The sequence below is a fragment of the Klenkia terrae genome (genome assembly GCF_037083865.1).
GTDB lineage: Bacteria > Actinomycetota > Actinomycetes > Mycobacteriales > Geodermatophilaceae > Klenkia > Klenkia terrae.
Window position 1 is genome coordinate 94155 of record NZ_JBAPLV010000008.1, and the last position, 16248, is coordinate 110402.

General features: G+C 70.9%; 11 protein-coding genes and 2 pseudogenes. 7 read left to right on the forward strand and 6 right to left on the reverse strand.

The window, feature by feature from the left end:
* Position 1: 1 nt before the first annotated feature.
* The 3 genes from UXQ13_RS09415 to UXQ13_RS09425 are packed head-to-tail and all read right to left on the reverse strand — an operon-like array spanning position 2 to position 2444.
* Positions 2-943 (reverse strand): complex I subunit 1 family protein, encoded by a 942-nt coding sequence (locus UXQ13_RS09415; protein WP_225232384.1) that lies wholly within the window; start codon positions 941-943, stop codon positions 2-4.
* Positions 940-2109 carry a hypothetical protein gene (locus UXQ13_RS09420; protein ID WP_225232383.1) on the reverse strand — a complete coding sequence of 390 codons (1170 nt, stop codon included), beginning with the start codon at positions 2107-2109 and terminating at the stop codon, positions 940-942. Before UXQ13_RS09420 ends, UXQ13_RS09415 begins: the two co-directional genes overlap by 4 nt.
* A complete protein-coding gene (locus UXQ13_RS09425) occupies positions 2100-2444 on the reverse strand; it encodes an NADH-quinone oxidoreductase subunit A (RefSeq protein WP_225232382.1) in 345 nt (114 codons plus the stop codon). Before UXQ13_RS09425 ends, UXQ13_RS09420 begins: the two co-directional genes overlap by 10 nt.
* A 351-nt stretch (positions 2445-2795) precedes the next feature.
* Between UXQ13_RS09425 and UXQ13_RS09430 the strand changes: the two are divergent.
* Positions 2796-3907: pseudogene (locus tag UXQ13_RS09430) on the forward strand (IS256 family transposase).
* Between the two features lie 1012 nt (positions 3908-4919).
* Here the strand turns inward: UXQ13_RS09430 and UXQ13_RS09435 are convergent.
* The gene (locus UXQ13_RS09435; RefSeq protein ID WP_141437190.1) at positions 4920-7577 is read right to left on the reverse strand and encodes a putative bifunctional diguanylate cyclase/phosphodiesterase; all 2658 of its coding nucleotides are present in this window, start codon (positions 7575-7577) and stop codon (positions 4920-4922) included.
* A gap of 341 nt (positions 7578-7918) precedes the next feature.
* Between UXQ13_RS09435 and UXQ13_RS09440 the strand changes: the two genes are divergently transcribed.
* The 4 genes from UXQ13_RS09440 to UXQ13_RS09455 all read left to right on the forward strand — a co-directional run bounded on the left by UXQ13_RS09440 (position 7919) and on the right by UXQ13_RS09455 (position 11183).
* A complete protein-coding gene (locus UXQ13_RS09440; RefSeq protein ID WP_135095154.1) occupies positions 7919-8290 on the forward strand; it encodes a hypothetical protein in 372 nt (123 codons plus the stop codon).
* An 84-nt stretch (positions 8291-8374) separates the two neighbouring features.
* Positions 8375-8935: a MarR family winged helix-turn-helix transcriptional regulator gene (locus UXQ13_RS09445; protein WP_097196967.1), complete on the forward strand. Its 561-nt coding sequence runs from the start codon at positions 8375-8377 to the stop codon at positions 8933-8935.
* Positions 8932-10644, forward strand: coding sequence for an MDR family MFS transporter (locus UXQ13_RS09450; protein ID WP_097196968.1), 1713 nt, complete (start codon positions 8932-8934; stop codon positions 10642-10644). The genes UXQ13_RS09445 and UXQ13_RS09450 overlap by 4 nt, the downstream gene beginning before the upstream one ends.
* Positions 10645-10862: 218 nt before the next feature.
* Positions 10863-11183 carry a hypothetical protein gene (locus UXQ13_RS09455; RefSeq protein ID WP_097196969.1) on the forward strand — a complete coding sequence of 107 codons (321 nt, stop codon included), beginning with the start codon at positions 10863-10865 and terminating at the stop codon, positions 11181-11183.
* A 29-nt stretch (positions 11184-11212) separates the two neighbouring features.
* Here the strand turns inward: UXQ13_RS09455 and UXQ13_RS09460 are convergent, their stop codons facing one another.
* Positions 11213-12421 carry an AraC family transcriptional regulator gene (locus tag UXQ13_RS09460; protein ID WP_097196970.1) on the reverse strand — a complete coding sequence of 403 codons (1209 nt, stop codon included), beginning with the start codon at positions 12419-12421 and terminating at the stop codon, positions 11213-11215.
* A gap of 61 nt (positions 12422-12482) precedes the next feature.
* Between UXQ13_RS09460 and UXQ13_RS09465 the strand changes: the two genes are divergently transcribed.
* Both UXQ13_RS09465 and UXQ13_RS09470 read left to right on the forward strand, forming a co-directional pair.
* A complete protein-coding gene (locus UXQ13_RS09465; RefSeq protein WP_097196971.1) occupies positions 12483-13985 on the forward strand; it encodes a flavin-containing monooxygenase in 1503 nt (500 codons plus the stop codon).
* Positions 13986-14063: 78 nt separating this feature from the next.
* Positions 14064-14996 carry an alpha/beta hydrolase gene (locus tag UXQ13_RS09470; protein WP_097196972.1) on the forward strand — a complete coding sequence of 311 codons (933 nt, stop codon included), beginning with the start codon at positions 14064-14066 and terminating at the stop codon, positions 14994-14996.
* A 316-nt stretch (positions 14997-15312) separates the two neighbouring features.
* On the opposite strand, the pseudogene UXQ13_RS23625 reads toward UXQ13_RS09470, so the two are convergent.
* Positions 15313-16233, reverse strand: a pseudogene (locus UXQ13_RS23625) (SDR family NAD(P)-dependent oxidoreductase); the annotation flags it as partial.
* Between the last annotated feature and the right edge of the window lie 15 nt (positions 16234-16248).

Consider the following 16248-nt stretch of genomic DNA (forward strand, 5'->3'; position numbering starts at 1 on the left):
CTCAGCCTCTTCCCACGACGACGACGGAGACGATGAGAACCTGGAGCAGGACCAGCGGCAGCACGACCAGCCAGGCAGCCGCGGCGATGCGGTCGGGGCGCAGTGCGGGCAGCCGTCGGCGGAGCAGGACCAGGGCGGCCAGGAGAATCCCGGTCTTGACCAGCACCCACAGCCAGGCCGGTAAGACGGGGCCGGCGCCCCCGCCGAGGAAGAGCGTGACGCCGAAGGCTGAACCGGCGGTCAGCAGCGCCCAGCGCCCGGCCAGCAGCAGCCACCGGTCGATCCCGGACGTCTCGGCGAGGACTCCGCCGGCGATGTCGGCGCCGAACGGGGTGCTGAACGGGCCCCACACCGAGAATCCCATCAGGGCAGCGCAGAAGACGAGGAATGCGACCGGCATCCAGACGATGAACCACAGGCCCTGCTGGGCGGTGACGATGTCGCCGACCCGCAGGCTTCCCGCCGCGGTCGCCGGCGCCGTCAGGGCGAACATCAGCGGCAACTCGTAGGACAGCGCCTGGCCGAGGAAGCGGTAGCCGCCGATCAGCGAGTGCGCGCTGTTGGGCCCCCAGCCGGCGAGCCAGACCAGCGCCCAGACCAGGATGTCCATGGCGTTGAACCAGACGAGCCCGACGGACATGTCCGACAACGTCCAGGCACCGAGCGGCACGACGACGATCTTGAGCAGGGCGGTGACCAGCAGGCCCGCACCGGCGGTCCGCCACAGCAGCCGGTCGGCCGCGACGGTCGTTCTCCGGCGCTGGCGCAGCAGCCGAGCGGTCTCCGCCCAGGGCAGACGCAGGCCCTGCTGCCAGGGGTGACCCGCAGCGCGGGCAGCGATGGCACCGTCGAGCCCGGTGGCCACCGTGGCCAGGGCCAGCAGGAGCAGGGCCCCCAGCGGCGCCCAGGCCGCGGACACCTGGACGATCTCGACGGCGTTCATCGCGCCGCCGTCCCGGTCGACAGGTGGGCACCGGTGTCCAGGTCCAGGCTGGCGACCAGCAGCCGGACGGCGCCGATTTCCAGCCCCGGCAGGAGCTCGGCCAGGATCTCCGGGGAGACCGGGGCGGGAAGGCGGTCGCCCTCGAGGGCGGACCGGGCTTCGGTCAGGCAGATCACCAGCCGGTCGTGCACGTCGCCGGTGGCTCGATCGTCGAGCCCGAGCTCCTCGCAGGTGCCGCTGCTGATCGGACCGGTCCCCCGCAACGACCAGCGCAGGACCCATGATCGACGGATCCGGGCGACCAGGCGGTCCACCCCGGCCGCCACACTCGCATCGTCGTTGCCCGCCAGGAGATCGTCCCGCAGCCGGAGCGCATCGGTCGCCCGGGCCTCCCAGCCGGCGAGGTACAACAGCCGGGCTGCTCGGTCCAACCGGTCCACCGCGGACGCACCGGGCATCGGCGGATCGGGGACCGCATCGACGGCAGCGCCGAGCACCTCCGGTCGGGCCTCCGTCACGACGTCCCCCGACAGGGTGCAGTGCAGGAGTAGGCCGGCTGGCCAGTGCGGGAGAACTGGTCCCAGCGGTACGTGGAGGACGTCCATCTCGAGGCCGTCCCGGTCCTGCGCCCCACCTGCGAGCGGAATCCCACCCGGCTCCATGTCCATGTCCATGTCGCCGCCACCGTCGTTCATGTCGCTGTCGTTCATGTCGCCGTCCGACCCGTCGGAGGCGTGCTCCTCGTCGGCGTGCTGGTTCTCCGAGCCCCCCGAATCTTCGTCGTCCTCGTCGTGCTCGGCGCGTGTGCCCATGGCCGGGTCGGGCGAGCGCTGTGCCGCGTCCGCCCGCTGGTGGCCGGTGTCGAGCAGCGCGGCGGCAGCCTGCTCCATTGCGGCATCGACCGCGGAGCGCGCCGTCACCGTCGCCCTCGCGCGGGGTCCGGGCACCTGCTCCCAGAGCAGGCCCACAGCCTCGGCCAGACGCGGTCCCGGAGTGCCACAGGTGAGCAGGACATCGGCGTCGGCGGGGGAGGACGCCAGCCGCCAGCCGCGCCGCCGAATGGCGAGCTCCGCGGCGTAGCGGGTAGCAGCCCAGCCGGGGACCTCCACGACCAGCACGCAGGTGCGCCGGACCGCAGCCTCGGCCAGGCGCCGGCTCAGGTCCACTGCAACGCACCCTCACGCCAGGCCCACACGACTCCGACCATGAGGACAATCAAGAAGGCGAACATCTCGACCACCGCGGAGACGCCGACCCGGCCCACCACGGTGGCCCACGGATACATGTAGAGCATCTCCACGTCGAAGGCTAGGAACATCAGGGTCAACGGGTAGTACCGCGCATGGAACCGCGAGAGTGCGTGCTCGGGCGGTCTCCACCCCGATAGGAACGGCAGCGTGGGCAATGACGACGCAGCCACGGACGTCGACCGGTGCACCAGATAGGCGGTGGCGGCACCACCCACCCCGAGCGCCAGCATCACTGCAGCACTGAGAAACACAGCCACCACCTTCTGCTCGCGGCCGGACGCACGTCTGGGACAGTCTGCGGCTGGGCCGCGGGCTGGGCCACCGCTGGGCCGCCGCGACCTACCCGCGTCGGCTACGGATGATGCGAAGGGCTGGCGACTGCCGGGCACCGGGGGAGAGTCCCCTGAAGTGGTGTAGATCGGGCCCTTGATCTTGATGGCCGTGTCGGTCACCGACGCGAAGGGGCCACCGCGTGAAGCTCTGTGAGAACCCGCCAAGGAACTCGCAGAACGGAACACACGATGGCCCTGAACCAGTCTGCCCTGCTCGAGCTGAGCGAGGCACTCCGCACCGCCGACTCCGGTGAGCTGATGCGCCGGCTGCTGCACACCATGCTGCAGGCCCTGATCGACGCCGAGGCAACCGCACAGATCGGCGCCGGCCCGCACGAGCGCACCGGCACCCGCACCACCAGCGCAACGGCACCCGAGACAAGCTCGTCGCCACGACCGCCGGCGACTCGACGGTGAAGATTCCCAAGACACGCACCGGGTCGTTCTTCCCCTCCCTGCTGGCACCTCGACGGCGGATCGACGTCGCGCTGCACGCGGTGGTCATGCAGGCCTGCGTCGAGGGCGTGTCGACCCGCAAGGTCGATGACCTGGTCGCCGCCCTCGGCGTCGAGTCGGGCATCAGCAGAAGCGAAGTCAGTCGGATCTGCGCTGGCCTGGACGCCGACGTCGCCGCCTGGCGGTCCCGGGACCTGGGCGAGCAGCCCTTCCCGTACGTGTTCCTGGACACGACCTACTGCAAGGCCCGGGTCAACCGCCGGGTCGTCTCCCGGGCGGTGGTGATCGCCACCGGGGTGGCCGCTGACGGCCGGCGGGAGGTGCTGGGGGTCGACGTCGGTGACAGCGAGAACGAGGTGTTCTGGACCGACTTCCTACGCTCGCTGCGCGACCGCGGCCTGGGCGGGGTGCAGCTGGTCATCTCCGACTCCCACCGCGGCCTGACCAACGCCATCGGCACCGTGCTGGCCGGCGCGGTCTGGCAGCGGTGCCGGGTGCACTTCATGCGCAACGTCCTCGCGCGCACGACGAAGGGGCAGGCGGAGATGGTCGCCGCGGCGATCCGCACCGTCTTCGCCCAGCCTACCACCGACACCGTGCGCGACGCCCGGGAGGACATCACCGCCTTCGCCGACTTCCCGCAAGCCCACTGGCGCAAGATCTGGTCGACCAACACGCTGGAACGGCTGAACAATGAGGTCAAGCGCCGCACCGACGTCGTCGGCATCTTCCCCGACGACCCCTCCCTGCTGCGGCTGGCCGCCTGCGTGCTCATCGAGGCCCACGACGAGTGGCAGGTCTCAGACCGCCGCTACCTCTCCGAGGCCTCAATGGCGCTACTGACCCCGCCAGCGCCCACCGCACTGCCCACCCGCAACACCGACCCCGGCGAGGTGATCGACAACCCGACCGCGCTGACGGTATAGCCACCCTCACCGCAGAGCAACACGCGACGAGCTACACCACCCCACGGGACGCGATCCGGGTTCCATCCGGCGCGATCACGTCCGCGGCTGCGTGGCGGTAAGGGCTGGCAGTTCGCCCCGACAATCCTCAACCGTGCCCGTGACGAGTACCGGCCGTTAGAGGCGACCGACCCCCTTCTGAGGTCGTAGGTCCCGGCGCCGTCCCACTGTCCTTGCGAGCGACCCGGCGATGGCCGGGACCCCTGAGTCCATAGCCGAGAAGGTGATCGAAGCGCGGCCCCAGCCCTTGCGTTCCAGGTGCGCCGGACCGGAGCGGGCTTGACCCGCGGCTGATGGAAGCTCGCAGCCACCACAAGGTCGAGGTCATGGCGGCACCGCGGTCCGCTCGTACTCAAACGGTGCCGCGGGACACCGTGAACGGCGGCCCGGGACACCGCGGTGGAGCGGGTGACCGGGATCGAACCGGCATGGCCAGCTTGGAAGGCTTGAGACTCTAGCCCTGTTCCCGCAGGCGGGACGTGAGGCACGCGGATGCCGTGCCTTCCGCGTGCCTTCAACACCGCGCTTGCAATGCCGGCGCATGCGGCGTCCCGGCTCCTCTTCGGCTCGGGGGTAACCCAGGGTGGGAGACGTCATGTCCTATCGCGGGGCGAGGCGATCAGCACCTTCCGGACCGAACAAGGTCGACGGGTTCGACGCCGTCGACCTCGCGATCCGCCTCTGGGTTGCTCCATGGCTCTGCGGAGCTGGCCGCCTCCTCGGGGGGCGGCCTGCTGCCGCGCAAGGAGGCGTTGCGCTTGCGGCGGGTAGGGGCGATCGCGGTGTCGTCGATGTCTCGGCCGTCACCGTGGCGTGCGCCAGCGAGCCGGTCAATGACCGGGAGTCTGCTCAGTAGTGCCAGTCTCGGCATGGCTCAGACGTCTGGGTGGGCTGTGGAGTTGTCTATGGACGGCCCTCGATCAGGAGGTCGTCGTGTCCCCCACACCCTCTCGCAGGACCGTGTCGCTCCATCTCAGAGCGAGCCGGCGGGCTGGGGGCTGCGGAGCAGCGCCCCGGCCTCGGTGGCGGGCATGGGCCGGTAGAGCAGGTAGCCCTGGGCCTGGTCGCATTCCTGCGCCTTGAGCTGCGCCAGCTGGTCCGGCTCCTCCACGCCCTCGGCGACGACGGTCAACCCGAAGGTGTGCGCCGCTCTGATCATTAGGGCGACGAGCTCGCGGTGGGCGGGCTCCGTGGAGGCCACGAAGCTGCGGTCGATCTTGAGCGTGTCGACCGGCATGTTGCGCAGCTGGCCGATGGAGGTGTATCCGGTGCCGAAGTAGTCGATGGCGATGCTGACGCCCATGGCGCGCAGCTCGGTGAGGTGGTCATTGGCCAGCGGGTCGTCGACCAGCACGGTCTCGGTGACCTCCAGGACCAGCAGGTGAGCGGGCAGCCCGGACGCCTCCAGCGCGTCGGCGACGTCGCTGATCACCCGCGGGTCGGCCAGGTGCCGTCCAGAGATGTTCACCGCGATCGTCGGGTCGGGCGCCCCCGGCGCGGCGGGGGACTCGGCCCGCCACTGCGCCAGCTGGCGGGTGGCCTCGTGCAGCATCCAGCGGTCGACCTCACCGATCAGTCGGGACCCCTCGGCCACGGGGATCCACTGGTCTGGAGCGACCGGTCCGACACCGGGTCGCGTCCAGCGGATGAGCGCCTCGTAGCCCATCAGCCGGTCGGTGGCGACCTCCATGACGGGCTGGTACGCCACCTGCATCTCACCGTTGGCCAGGCCGGTGGCGATCGCCACCTCCAGTGCCGCCCGCTGGTTGAGCTGCCGCCGCAGGGTTTCGTCGAAGATCTCCGCGCGGCCACGCCCCGCAGCCTTGGCGCGGTAGGCGGCGGCGTCGGCCTCGGCGAAGAGCACGTCGGCGTCGGTGCTGCCGTCCCGGCTGACCGCTACGCCGATGCTGGCGCCGATCCGGACCTGGGCACGCTGGACCACCATCGGCTCGCTGATCGAGGAGATCAGCCGGTGGCTGAGTTCCAGCAGGTCGTGCTCGGTGTGCACGGGCTCCACGAGGACGACGAACTCGTCGCCGCCCAGGCGGCAGACCACGTCGCCGGGCCGGACCCCGGCCGTGAGCCGGCGGGCGACCTCGCGCAGCACCTCGTCGCCGGCGGCGTGCCCGTGCCCGTCGTTGACCGCTTTGAAGCCGTCGAGATCCACGAAGAGCAGGCCGGTCATCTGACCGGACCGCCGGCCGCGGTGCAGCGCGCCGGTGACCAGCGTGACGGCCTGGGCGCGGTTGGGCAGCTCGGTGAGCGCGTCGTGGGTGGCCTGGTGGGCGAGGGCGGACTGCAGCTCCTCGCGCTGGCGTACCGCGTGCACGATCTCCTTGACCGACGCGTGGACGACCTCACCGAGCGGTCCGGGCAGCGGCTGGTCGAGCAGGGCGTCGTCGAGGTCGCCGCGGGCGACGGCCTGGGCCTGGTCCTGGATCCGGCGCAGCCCGGCGACGGCGGCTCCCAGCGCCGCCGAGACGGTGCGCACCTCGCGCGGTCCGGCGACCTCCACCTCCACCAGCGAGCCCTCGCTGATCTGGCTGGCCTGCCCGGCCAGCAGTCGCAGCGCGCCGGCCACGCTGCGGCCGAGCACCAGTGCGGCGAGCAGCGAGACGGCCAGCAGGCCGGCGGCGAGGAGAAGGATCCCCCGCAGCTGACCGGTGGCCTCCTCCCGGTCGGCGGACACCAGCGTGTGGGCGTTGCCGATCGCGGTCTCGACGAGCTCGCCCAGCAGATCGTTGCGCTCCTGGGTCTGGACGAGCAGCGTGGCGATCTCGGCGACGGACACGGTGGGGGTGTCGCCGTCCGCACCGCTGGTCAGCACGCCGTCCACGGCGCCCACGGCGTCGGACGTCTGCACGGCCCGCCATGCCTCTCGCAGCGAGGGCTGGGACAGGGACTTCATCTGGCGTTCGGCGTCGCTGTAGTCGAGCAGGGCGGTCTGCCACGCGGTGCGCGAGCCGATCATGCTGTCCCCGCCGGCGAACATGGACCCGAAGAAGAGCGGGAGCTGCCGGCTGGCGACCTGGCTGAGCCGCGCGATGGACTGCACGTCCTGGAGTGCCCGCAGGGTGACCCCCGGGATCCCTTCCGCGGTGGCGGCGGCTGCGGCGGCCTGCTGGGCGGTCATCAGATCGTTCGAGACGGCCAGGAAACGGAAGTAGACGTCCTCGATGTCGAGGTTCAGCGTGTTGCCACCGGAGCGCAGCAGGGCCAGGTCCGTCGCGGCGCGCTCGGCGGCAGCGGAGCCCACCGAGCCGGCCGGCACGCCGGCCAGCGCCCGATCGGTCACCGCTCGGACCCGCGCGGAGTCGCGCGCCATCGTCTCGGCCTGTACCTCCAGCAGTCCCGGCGGCAGGTCGAGCATGGCGATGGCCTCCGGGTTGGCGACGACGTGCAGCCACAGGAACGGGATCAGCTCCTGCTCCACGCTCCGGCGCGCGCCGTCGAGGGCCGCGAGGGTCCGCATGCCGTTCTCCGCGCGTGCGGCACTGTCCGCCTCGCTCGCCCGGGTCTGTGCCGCGGCGGTGGCCAAGACCATGACGCCGAGGAGCGGCAGCAGCACGAGCGCCGTCAGGTAGCACCACAGGGGCGAGGCGCGGCGCATGCTCTGCTCGGAGAACCGCACGAATCGCATGGTTCCGTATCGGTACGGCTCAACTCGTCTTGAGCGCGACCACCCATTCGAGGGGGGCGGTGTCCGTGACCGGTCGTGCCCGTCGGCCCCGGCGAGGTCCCTCGGGTCAAGCCCGGCGCGCACCGCTACACGCCACAGCGCCTCGCTCACGGCCTGAGGTGGGACGTGTCACGGAACGATGGGGACTCGCAACCTGATCGTGGAACCCGCCGCGGACCTCTGCCCGGGTGCAGGTCTCGCTGGGGATTGGTCGAAAGATGACGTGTGCAACCATCCGTTCCGAGCCGGTACGGGAATAGGCTGAAGTCCTCGCACGCGGGCGCCATGGCCCGGTGGCTGTGGTGCCGCACGTTGATTGGCGGCGACTGATGGGTGCCTCGGTAGTGGCCTGGGAGGCGACGGGGGAAGCGCTGTCGCGCCTGCTGGAGGAAGCCTTACCCGCCTTCACGTGGACCCTGGTTGCGGCGTTCTGTATGGGCGGCGTGGCGGTGTCCTGCTACGGCCTCTACGCCGCGGGTCGGCACCTGCTCCACGGTGCACCGGGGCGGTCCGGGCCGGTCGATGGCTCACCTGCACCGCGATTCGACGATGAGCTCGTGCACCGGGAAGCGGCGCGTGGCATCGCCGCCCTGGAGTCGTGGCTGGGCCAGTCATCGCCGGGGTCGACGGGAGGCGACGAGGCGGGATCCAGCGCCGAGGGCTGACCGGATGGCGGACTGCGTAGGTGGGGAGTTCCACCGGCGGCGGTAGAGCTGGAACCTTCGTCGGCAACGCCTTATGGTTGGCCCATGCAACTGGGTGGGGCCGGATCGGCTGAGGGGTCCATGGTGCGCATCGAACGTGAGCTGACCCATCTGGTCCGCCGGGCTCAGCGCGTCCAGCTCCACACCGATGGGCCCGTGGAGCCACTGGAGCGGAGCGCATACACGATCCTGGGCTTCCTCAACGACGAGGGACCGATGCGCAACGGGGCGTTGGCGGCCCGGTTGTACCTCGACGCCTCGACGGTGAGCCGGCACGTGGCCAGCCTGCAGCAGGCCGGGCTTGTCACGCGCGAGGCGGACCCCGAGGACGGGCGGGCCTGCCGGCTGCGGCTGACATCGGCGGGGCGGCGTGCGGTCGCTGGGACACGTCAGGTCCGCCGGAATGCCGTGCGCGAGCTGATCGGCTCGTGGCCGATCGACGAGCAGGACACCTTTGCAGCGCTGCTGGAACGGTTGAACGCAGGTCTCGACGGCAGAGTCACCGAGGCAATGGCCGGCGGAGCGCCGTCGCCCTCCGGCGCGAGCCCGGACAGATCCGCCGCAACCCCCGACGAAGCCGGTTCGAAAGAGGTCCTGCGCGCGTGAGTTCCCCTGCTCCTCACAGCCAGACGCCGGACTCCTCGAGCGGCCACCAGGGCCTGCCACCGTTGGAACACCGGCAGATCCTGACCGTGCTGCTCGGGCTCATGCTGGGCATGCTGGTCGCGGCGCTCTCGCAGACCATCGTGGCCACGGCGTTGCCGACCATCGTGGGCGAGCTCGGTGGGCAGGAGCAGCTGGCCTGGGTCGTCTCGGCGACGCTGCTGACCTCCACCGCATCCACACCGATCTGGGGCAAGCTGTCCGATCTCTACGGGCGGAAGATCATGTTCCAGTCCGCCATCGGGATCTTCCTGCTCGCATCCTTGGCCAGCGGCTTCGCGCAGGACATGGCGCAGTTGATCGCGTTCCGCGCGGTTCAGGGGCTGGGTGTCGGCGGACTGATGGCGTTGTCGCAGGCGATCATCGGCGACGTCGTCAGCCCGCGGGAGCGTGGTCGCTACCAGGGCTACATCGGTTCCGTGTTCGGGATCGCGACGGTCGCGGGACCGCTGCTCGGCGGGTTCCTCGTCGAGCACCTGTCCTGGCGGTGGACCTTCTGGGTGGGCATCCCGATCGGCGTGGCGGCCCTGATCGTCACCGAGCGCGTGTTGAAGCTGCCGTTCCCGCGCAGCCGGCACTCCATCGACTGGCTCGGTGCCTTCTTCATCGTCGCCTCGGTCAGCGCGCTGCTGCTGATGCTGTCGCTGGGCGGCAAGGAGTTCGCCTGGAACTCGGCCTGGACCTATGCGCTCGCCGCCGCGGCCGCCGTCCTGCTGGTGCTCGCCGTGTGGCAGGAGCGTCGCGCAGGCGAGCCGATCATGCCGCCGCACCTGTTCGCGAACCACACCTTCGTCGTCACCAGCCTGGCCGGCTTCGTCGTCGGTGTCGCGATGTTCGGCGCGATCATCTTCCTGCCGCAGTACCTGCAGATCGTCAAGGGGGAGTCGCCGACTGCTTCGGGGCTGCTGACGCTGCCGCTCATGGTGGGCCTGCTCGCTGCCTCCATCGGCTCCGGGCGGGCGATCACGGCCACCGGTCGGTACAAGATCTTCCCGGTGGTCGGCCTCCTGATCGCAGCGGTCGGGCTGGGGCTGATGAGCCGGCTCGCCGTCGACACCTCCCTGGTGGTGGCCGGGCTGTACATGCTGGTCACGGGCGTCGGCATCGGCCTGGTGATGCAGGTGCTGGTGCTGGCCACCCAGAACGCCGTGGAGCAGAAGGACCTGGGCGTGGCCACCTCCGGGGCCACGTTCTTCCGGTCACTGGGCGGCGCTTTGGGGGTGGCGGTGTTCGGCGCCCTGCTCACCCATCGCCTCGCCGACACCATCCCGTCCCGCCTCGCCGAGGCCGGCGTCCCGGCCGACCGGATCGCCGGCGGGACTCCGACGCTGGGCAGCCCCGAACAGATCGGCGCACTGCCCGAACCGGTGCACACCGCGGTCATCACCGGCTTCGCCGACGCGCTGCAGACCACTTTCCTCGCCGCCGTGCCGTTCGCTCTGCTCGGGTTCCTCGTGCTGCTGTTCTTGCGGGAGACCCCGCTGCGCGAACACGCGCAGGAGCACACCACCGGGGAGAACGTCGCAGAGGCCTTCGAGACGGCGGTCGATCCGGACTGCGATCTCGGGCATGGCGCGGACGATGCCGGACGCAGGAGCGCTTCCGACGCCCGCGGATCGGCCGGTGCGCGACTTCCGAAGGCCGAGCCATAGCGGCCTCTGCCGTCGGTAGTCGCGGGACCACCGGACCAGCCAGGCCAGCCTGTGTCTCCGGGGCGCTACAGCTAGCTGCCCCCAGATGCTGCCCGCAGACGGAACCCTTCCCTTTCGCACTGCACCGCGGGACCATGGTTGCAGTTCGCAACAGCCGGGGGTGACCCGCGGCGGTCGTGACGCTGTGAGCGGGCAGACCCCTGGAGAGAGGGGGGGCGGTGGAGTACCTCCTCCGAACCAGGCTGTACCTCTACAGCCTCGGCTTGTGGCTGCTGCGCGCGGCCCGTTTGCTGCTCTGGTGCCTGATGACCGGCAGCCTGGCCATGGGCACGGCGTGGACAGGACGTCCCGCGGTGCTGACCGACTGGCTGGCGGCCGGGCCCCCGACCTGGCGGCGACCGGGTCGCCAGCAGATCATGATCGCGCTCGAGGCGGCACGAGGGGTCGCCGCGATGGAATCGTGGATACGGGCCGGCTGCCCATCGGCGGCCGATCGGCCGGAGCGGGATCGAACTGAACGGCCCAACACCTCCGACTGAGCGCGGCCTCGAACGGGAGGCGCGAATGCTCAGGAGTCGGCGGCGCCGGGCTCTCTCGGGCCCGGGGCTTTCGAACTCGTCGATGGGACAGGGATCCCATCTGCGGCTCGGCCGGCGCGGCCGTCACTTACGCCGGCCGCCGGCCGGGACTTCCGACCGTTCGTGGACGGCCGCACCGGGAGCCCGCGTTTCCGCTCCTTCCAGCGGCCGGGGCTGATCCCTTTCCACCGTCGGAAGGCATGGACGAAAGTTGAGGCATCCGTGTATCCGAGCCGTCGAGCGACCTGCTCGACGCTCAGACCGGCGGTCACGAGCAGCTCCTCCGCCAGGTGTTCACGTGTCTGCTCCACGATGGCGCGGAAGGTGGTTCCGTCGTCCTCGAGCATTCGGCGCAAGGTCCGCACGCTGACGTGCAGCTCGGCGGCGACCTCCTCCTGTCCGAGGATCCGGCCTCCCGTGTGCACAAGGAGGTCCCGCACGCGTCCGCTCGTCCCCTGCCGTGAGTGGCGGCGCTGGAGGAGGTCCCGGCACTGGGCCTGGCAGAGTGCGGCGGTCAGGGGGGCCGCCTGCGGCAATGGCTGGTCGAGCAGGGCAGCGTCGAAGGCCAGCATCGACCGTGCGGTCCCGAACAGGGATGGCACGCCGAACGCGGTCTCGTACCCCGTGGGGTCGGCCGGTTGCGGCAGTCGCAGCGTCACGCGCAGCGGCACGACCGGGCGGCCGAGGGTTTCGCGCCACAGCTGGAGGGCCGCCGAGGTGTCGCGGAGCAGGACGAAGCGCCGGACGTGTTCCGGGACGTCCAAGTCGTCGAAGAACAGCCGGACCTCGCCCTCGTCCTCCTGGGCGCTGATGCGCGTCAGGGCGTAGGTGAGGTCGACGAACCGCATGGCGACCTCGTGTGCCTCACGCAGGGTGCGGCTCGAGAGCAGGGCGAAGCCCCAGATGCCGTAGCTCGCGAGCCGGTACCGCCCGCCGGCGGTCAGGCCTGCGTCCTCGGGCAGCGACTCGGCGACCGCGGCGATGGCGCGCAGCTCTTGGGCGCCGGTGATCTCGGCGTCCGGGTCCTCGAGGGCTGCTTCCGGTATCCCGCCGCCGGCCAGGACATCACGGCGAGGCAGGCCGTGCTCCATGGCGAGCGCGCACAGCAGAGCCACGCTGCCCGTGCCGCGGACGGGGGCGTCGAAGGGCTGAGGGTTGGCCGAAATAATCAACTTACGGCCTATTGTGTCATGGCTCACGTGGAACTCTCGCGGCTAGCTTCCGTGGTGACCGCCGTCACCCGGCAGATGGGTACCGAGCATGACCTTGACCGCAGACGCAGCACCTGGCACCGCCGAGGAAACCCAGCACGTCGACGTGCTCGTGGTCGGCGCGGGAATCTCCGGGATCGGTGCTGCCTACCACCTGAAGGAGCAGTTCCCGGGGAAGAGCTTCGTCATCCTCGACGCGCTGGACGCCCGGGGCGGCACCTGGTGGACCCACCGTTACCCCGGCGTCCGGTCCGACAGCGACCTGTTCACCTTCGGGTACGGGTTCAAGCCCTGGCGGGGCGCGTCGATCGCCGCCTCGGAGGAGATCCTGGCCTACCTGGACGAGGTCATCGAGGACAACGACCTGGGTGACCGGATTCGCTACCGGCACCGGGTGAGCGCGGCCAGCTGGTCATCGGAGGAGAAGCGCTGGACGGTGCACGTGACCCGTGAGGACACCGGCGAGTCGCTGCGCTTCACCACCGACTTCCTCTGGATGTGCCAGGGCTACTACGACCACTCCCGGCCCCACCGGCCGCAGTGGGAGGGGCTGGACCGGTTCCGTGGTCAGGTCGTGCACCCGCAGCAGTGGCCGGTCGACCTCGACTATGCGGGCAAGCGCGTCGTCGTCATCGGATCCGGAGCCACTGCGGCCACCCTCGTGCCGGCCATGGCGCAGGAGGCGGCGCACGTGACGATGCTGCAGCGCTCGCCGACGTTCTTCTTCGCCCGCCCCAGGACCCACGAGCTGGCGAACACGCTGCGCGCCCTGGACGTCCCTGACGAGTGGACCCACGAGATCCTGCGGCGCGCGTACATCGCCGAGGGCGACGAGATCACCCGGATGTCCAAGGAAGCGCCGGAGGAGCTGCGGGCCTTCATCATCGAATCGATGCGTCCCCTGCTGCCTGAGGGCTTCGACATCGACAAGCACTTCAACCCGACCTACCGGCCGTGGCAGCAGCGGCTCGCCCTCCTCCCGGACGGCGACCTCTTCACCGCCATCCGGGAGGGCCAGGCGTCGGTCGTCACCGACACGATCGACACGTTCACCGAGACCGGGATCCGCACCTCCTCGGGAGAGGAGCTGGAGGCCGACATCGTCGTCACCGCCACCGGGTTCGACCTGAGCCTGTTCGGGGGGGTCGCCTTCACCGTCGACGGGGAGCCGGTCGACTTTACCCAGCGGGTCACCTGGCGCGGCATGATGATCAGCGGCGTGCCGAACATGGCCTACGTGTTCGGGTATTTCCGCGCCAGCTGGACCCTTCGTGCGGACCTGGTCAGCGAGTTCGTCTGCCGGTTGCTCGCGCACATGGAGAAGCGGGGTGCGACGACAGTCGTCCCCACGCTGCGTCCGGAGGACGCCGGCATGCAGCTGCGGCCATGGGGCGATCCGGAGAACTTCAACTCCGGCTACGTCATGCGCACCATGCACCTGATGTTCAAGCAGGGTGACCGAGAGCCCTGGCTCCACCTGCTCGAGTACGCCGAGGAGCGCGACTCACTGCCTGCGCTCGAGCTCGACGACACCTCGTTGGTGTACGGCTGACCGGCCGGCCGGCGGTCGCGCTGCACCACCCACGAGTTCTTTCCGCACGTCCCGAGTCGTTCCCAGAAGGAGAATCCTGTGCCGGTTGACCCGCACATCGCCGCCGTCCTCAGCATGCTTGACCAGGCGGGCATGCCCCCCATGTACGAGGGGACCGCAGAGGCCGGGCGCGACCAGTACCTCGCGCTCACCCACGGCTCCCGGGCGCCCGAACACGTCGTCCAGGTCGGGAGCAGTGAGGACCGCACGGTGCCCGGCAGCGAGGGTGACCTCAAGGCGCGCGTCTACCGCCCCGAAGGCGAGGGCCCTTTCCCCACGGTGATCTTCTTCCACGGTGGGGGCTGGGTCATCGGTGACCTCGACACCCACGACAACATGGCCCGCAACGTCTGCAAGGGCAGCAGCGCCGTCGTGGTGTCCGTGGACTACCGGCTCGCGCCGGAGCACCCCTTCCCCGCCGCAGCGGACGACGCGGTGGCCTCCGCCCGTTGGATCGCCCAGCATCTCGACGAGTTCGGCGGAGACCAGCGGCTGGGTCTCGTCGGGGACAGCGCCGGCGGCAACCTCGCGGCTGTCGTGGCGCAGGTGCTGCACGCCGACGGGACAGCGCTGGTCGCCCAGTTCCTGATCTACCCGGCGGTGGACGCGGAGGGGGAGTACCCGTCCCGGGTCGAGAACGCCAAGGGCTACTTCCTGGAGAAGGACACCATGGATTGGTTCTACGGCCACTACGCGGGGGCATGGGACGACGCCAAGAACGCCCGCCTGTCGCCGCTGCACGCCGACCTCACTGGACTGCCCCCGGCGGTCGTCGTCACGGCGGAGTTCGACCCGCTGCGGGACGAGGGCGAGGCCTACGGCGAGGCGCTGCGTGCCGCGGGCGTCGCCGCGGACGTCCACCGCTACGACGGCATGATCCACGGCTTCTTCGACATGGGCGCGATCTCGCCCGCCGCGCAGAAGGCGATCGACGAGAGCTCTGCCCGGTTCGGCGAGCTGCTGCGCGGCTGACCGACCCCTGGATGCAGCCGGCTCCGTCCATTGGGCGGGGCCGGCTGCCCCGCACAGCCGGCGGCTCCCGGGCCGGGGCCGGGGCGAACCGCGGGTCGGTCACGCGGGAGAGGGGTCCCCTGCTGGGACGAAGTCCCGCGACACCACGCGGAGATCGGTGCGGCCGGCGGACGCGGGCGAGCACAGCCACCGGATGGCCGGGCCCATCACCGGGTTCCAGGAGCCCGGCTCGGGCCTCGTCCGGTAGGTCGTCAGGGATCATGCCGGTGACAGTGGCCCCACCGGGCAGCAGCAGGTGGACGTCCACGCCGGTGCCGGCCAGGTCGGCGGCCATCACGTGCGACATCGCGTCGGTGGCGGCTCGGGACGGGCCGTAGGGGACGAACCCTCGGCGGCGCATCGTCTCCTCGTTGATGCTGACGTTCACCACGGTGCCGTGCCCGGCAGCGACCATGTCGGGCACGACCGCGCGGGCGACGAGGAAGTAGCCGGTCACGTTGGTGGCCATCAGGTCGGCGAACCCCGCCGGGCTGACATCGTGGAACGGTCGTGGCTCGGTGAGGAACCGGGGATTGACCGTCCGCATGCCGATGCCGGCGTTGTTGACCAGGACGTCGATGCCGCCGAGGGCCGCGCGCGCGGCCGCCACGCCGTCGGCGACGGAGGCCTCGTCCCGCACGTCCATCGCGATCCCGGTGGCCGATCCCGGGCCGGCGGCCGTCTCCTGCTCGGCGACCCGGCGGGCACGGTCGGCGTCCCGGCCGGTCAGGACCACCGAGGCCCCGCCGGTCACCAGGGCCCGCACCATGCCCAGCCCCAGCCCGCTGGTACCGCCCGTCAGCAGGACCCGGACGCCGCTGACATCGGCGTCTCGCGCTTGCCCCTCGACCGCCCGCTCGGGCATGAGCTCCTCCGCCGCTCCGTCCCACGTTCGCCAGACCTGCCATGACTCCAGAGCCCCCGCTGGGCGCTGCCGCCGGGCGATGACGAGCGGGAAGGTCGGGGCCAGGATCCAGCGGGTCACCCACCCACGGGTGATCGCCCGGAGCCGACCAGCGCCGGTGGTCAGGAAGGTGGCTCCGATGATCGGGAGCGGCCGGTCGCTGAACCGTTCGACGAAGCCGCGCCGCCAAAGGGGGCGGGCCCGCCAGAAAGCCGACCCGGGGTGTTGTGCGCCACATCGCCAGATGGCTAACCTGACGGGGTCGTCAAGTTTGTCTCCGTGGCCAGCGCCCATGACCCGCAGGAGCCT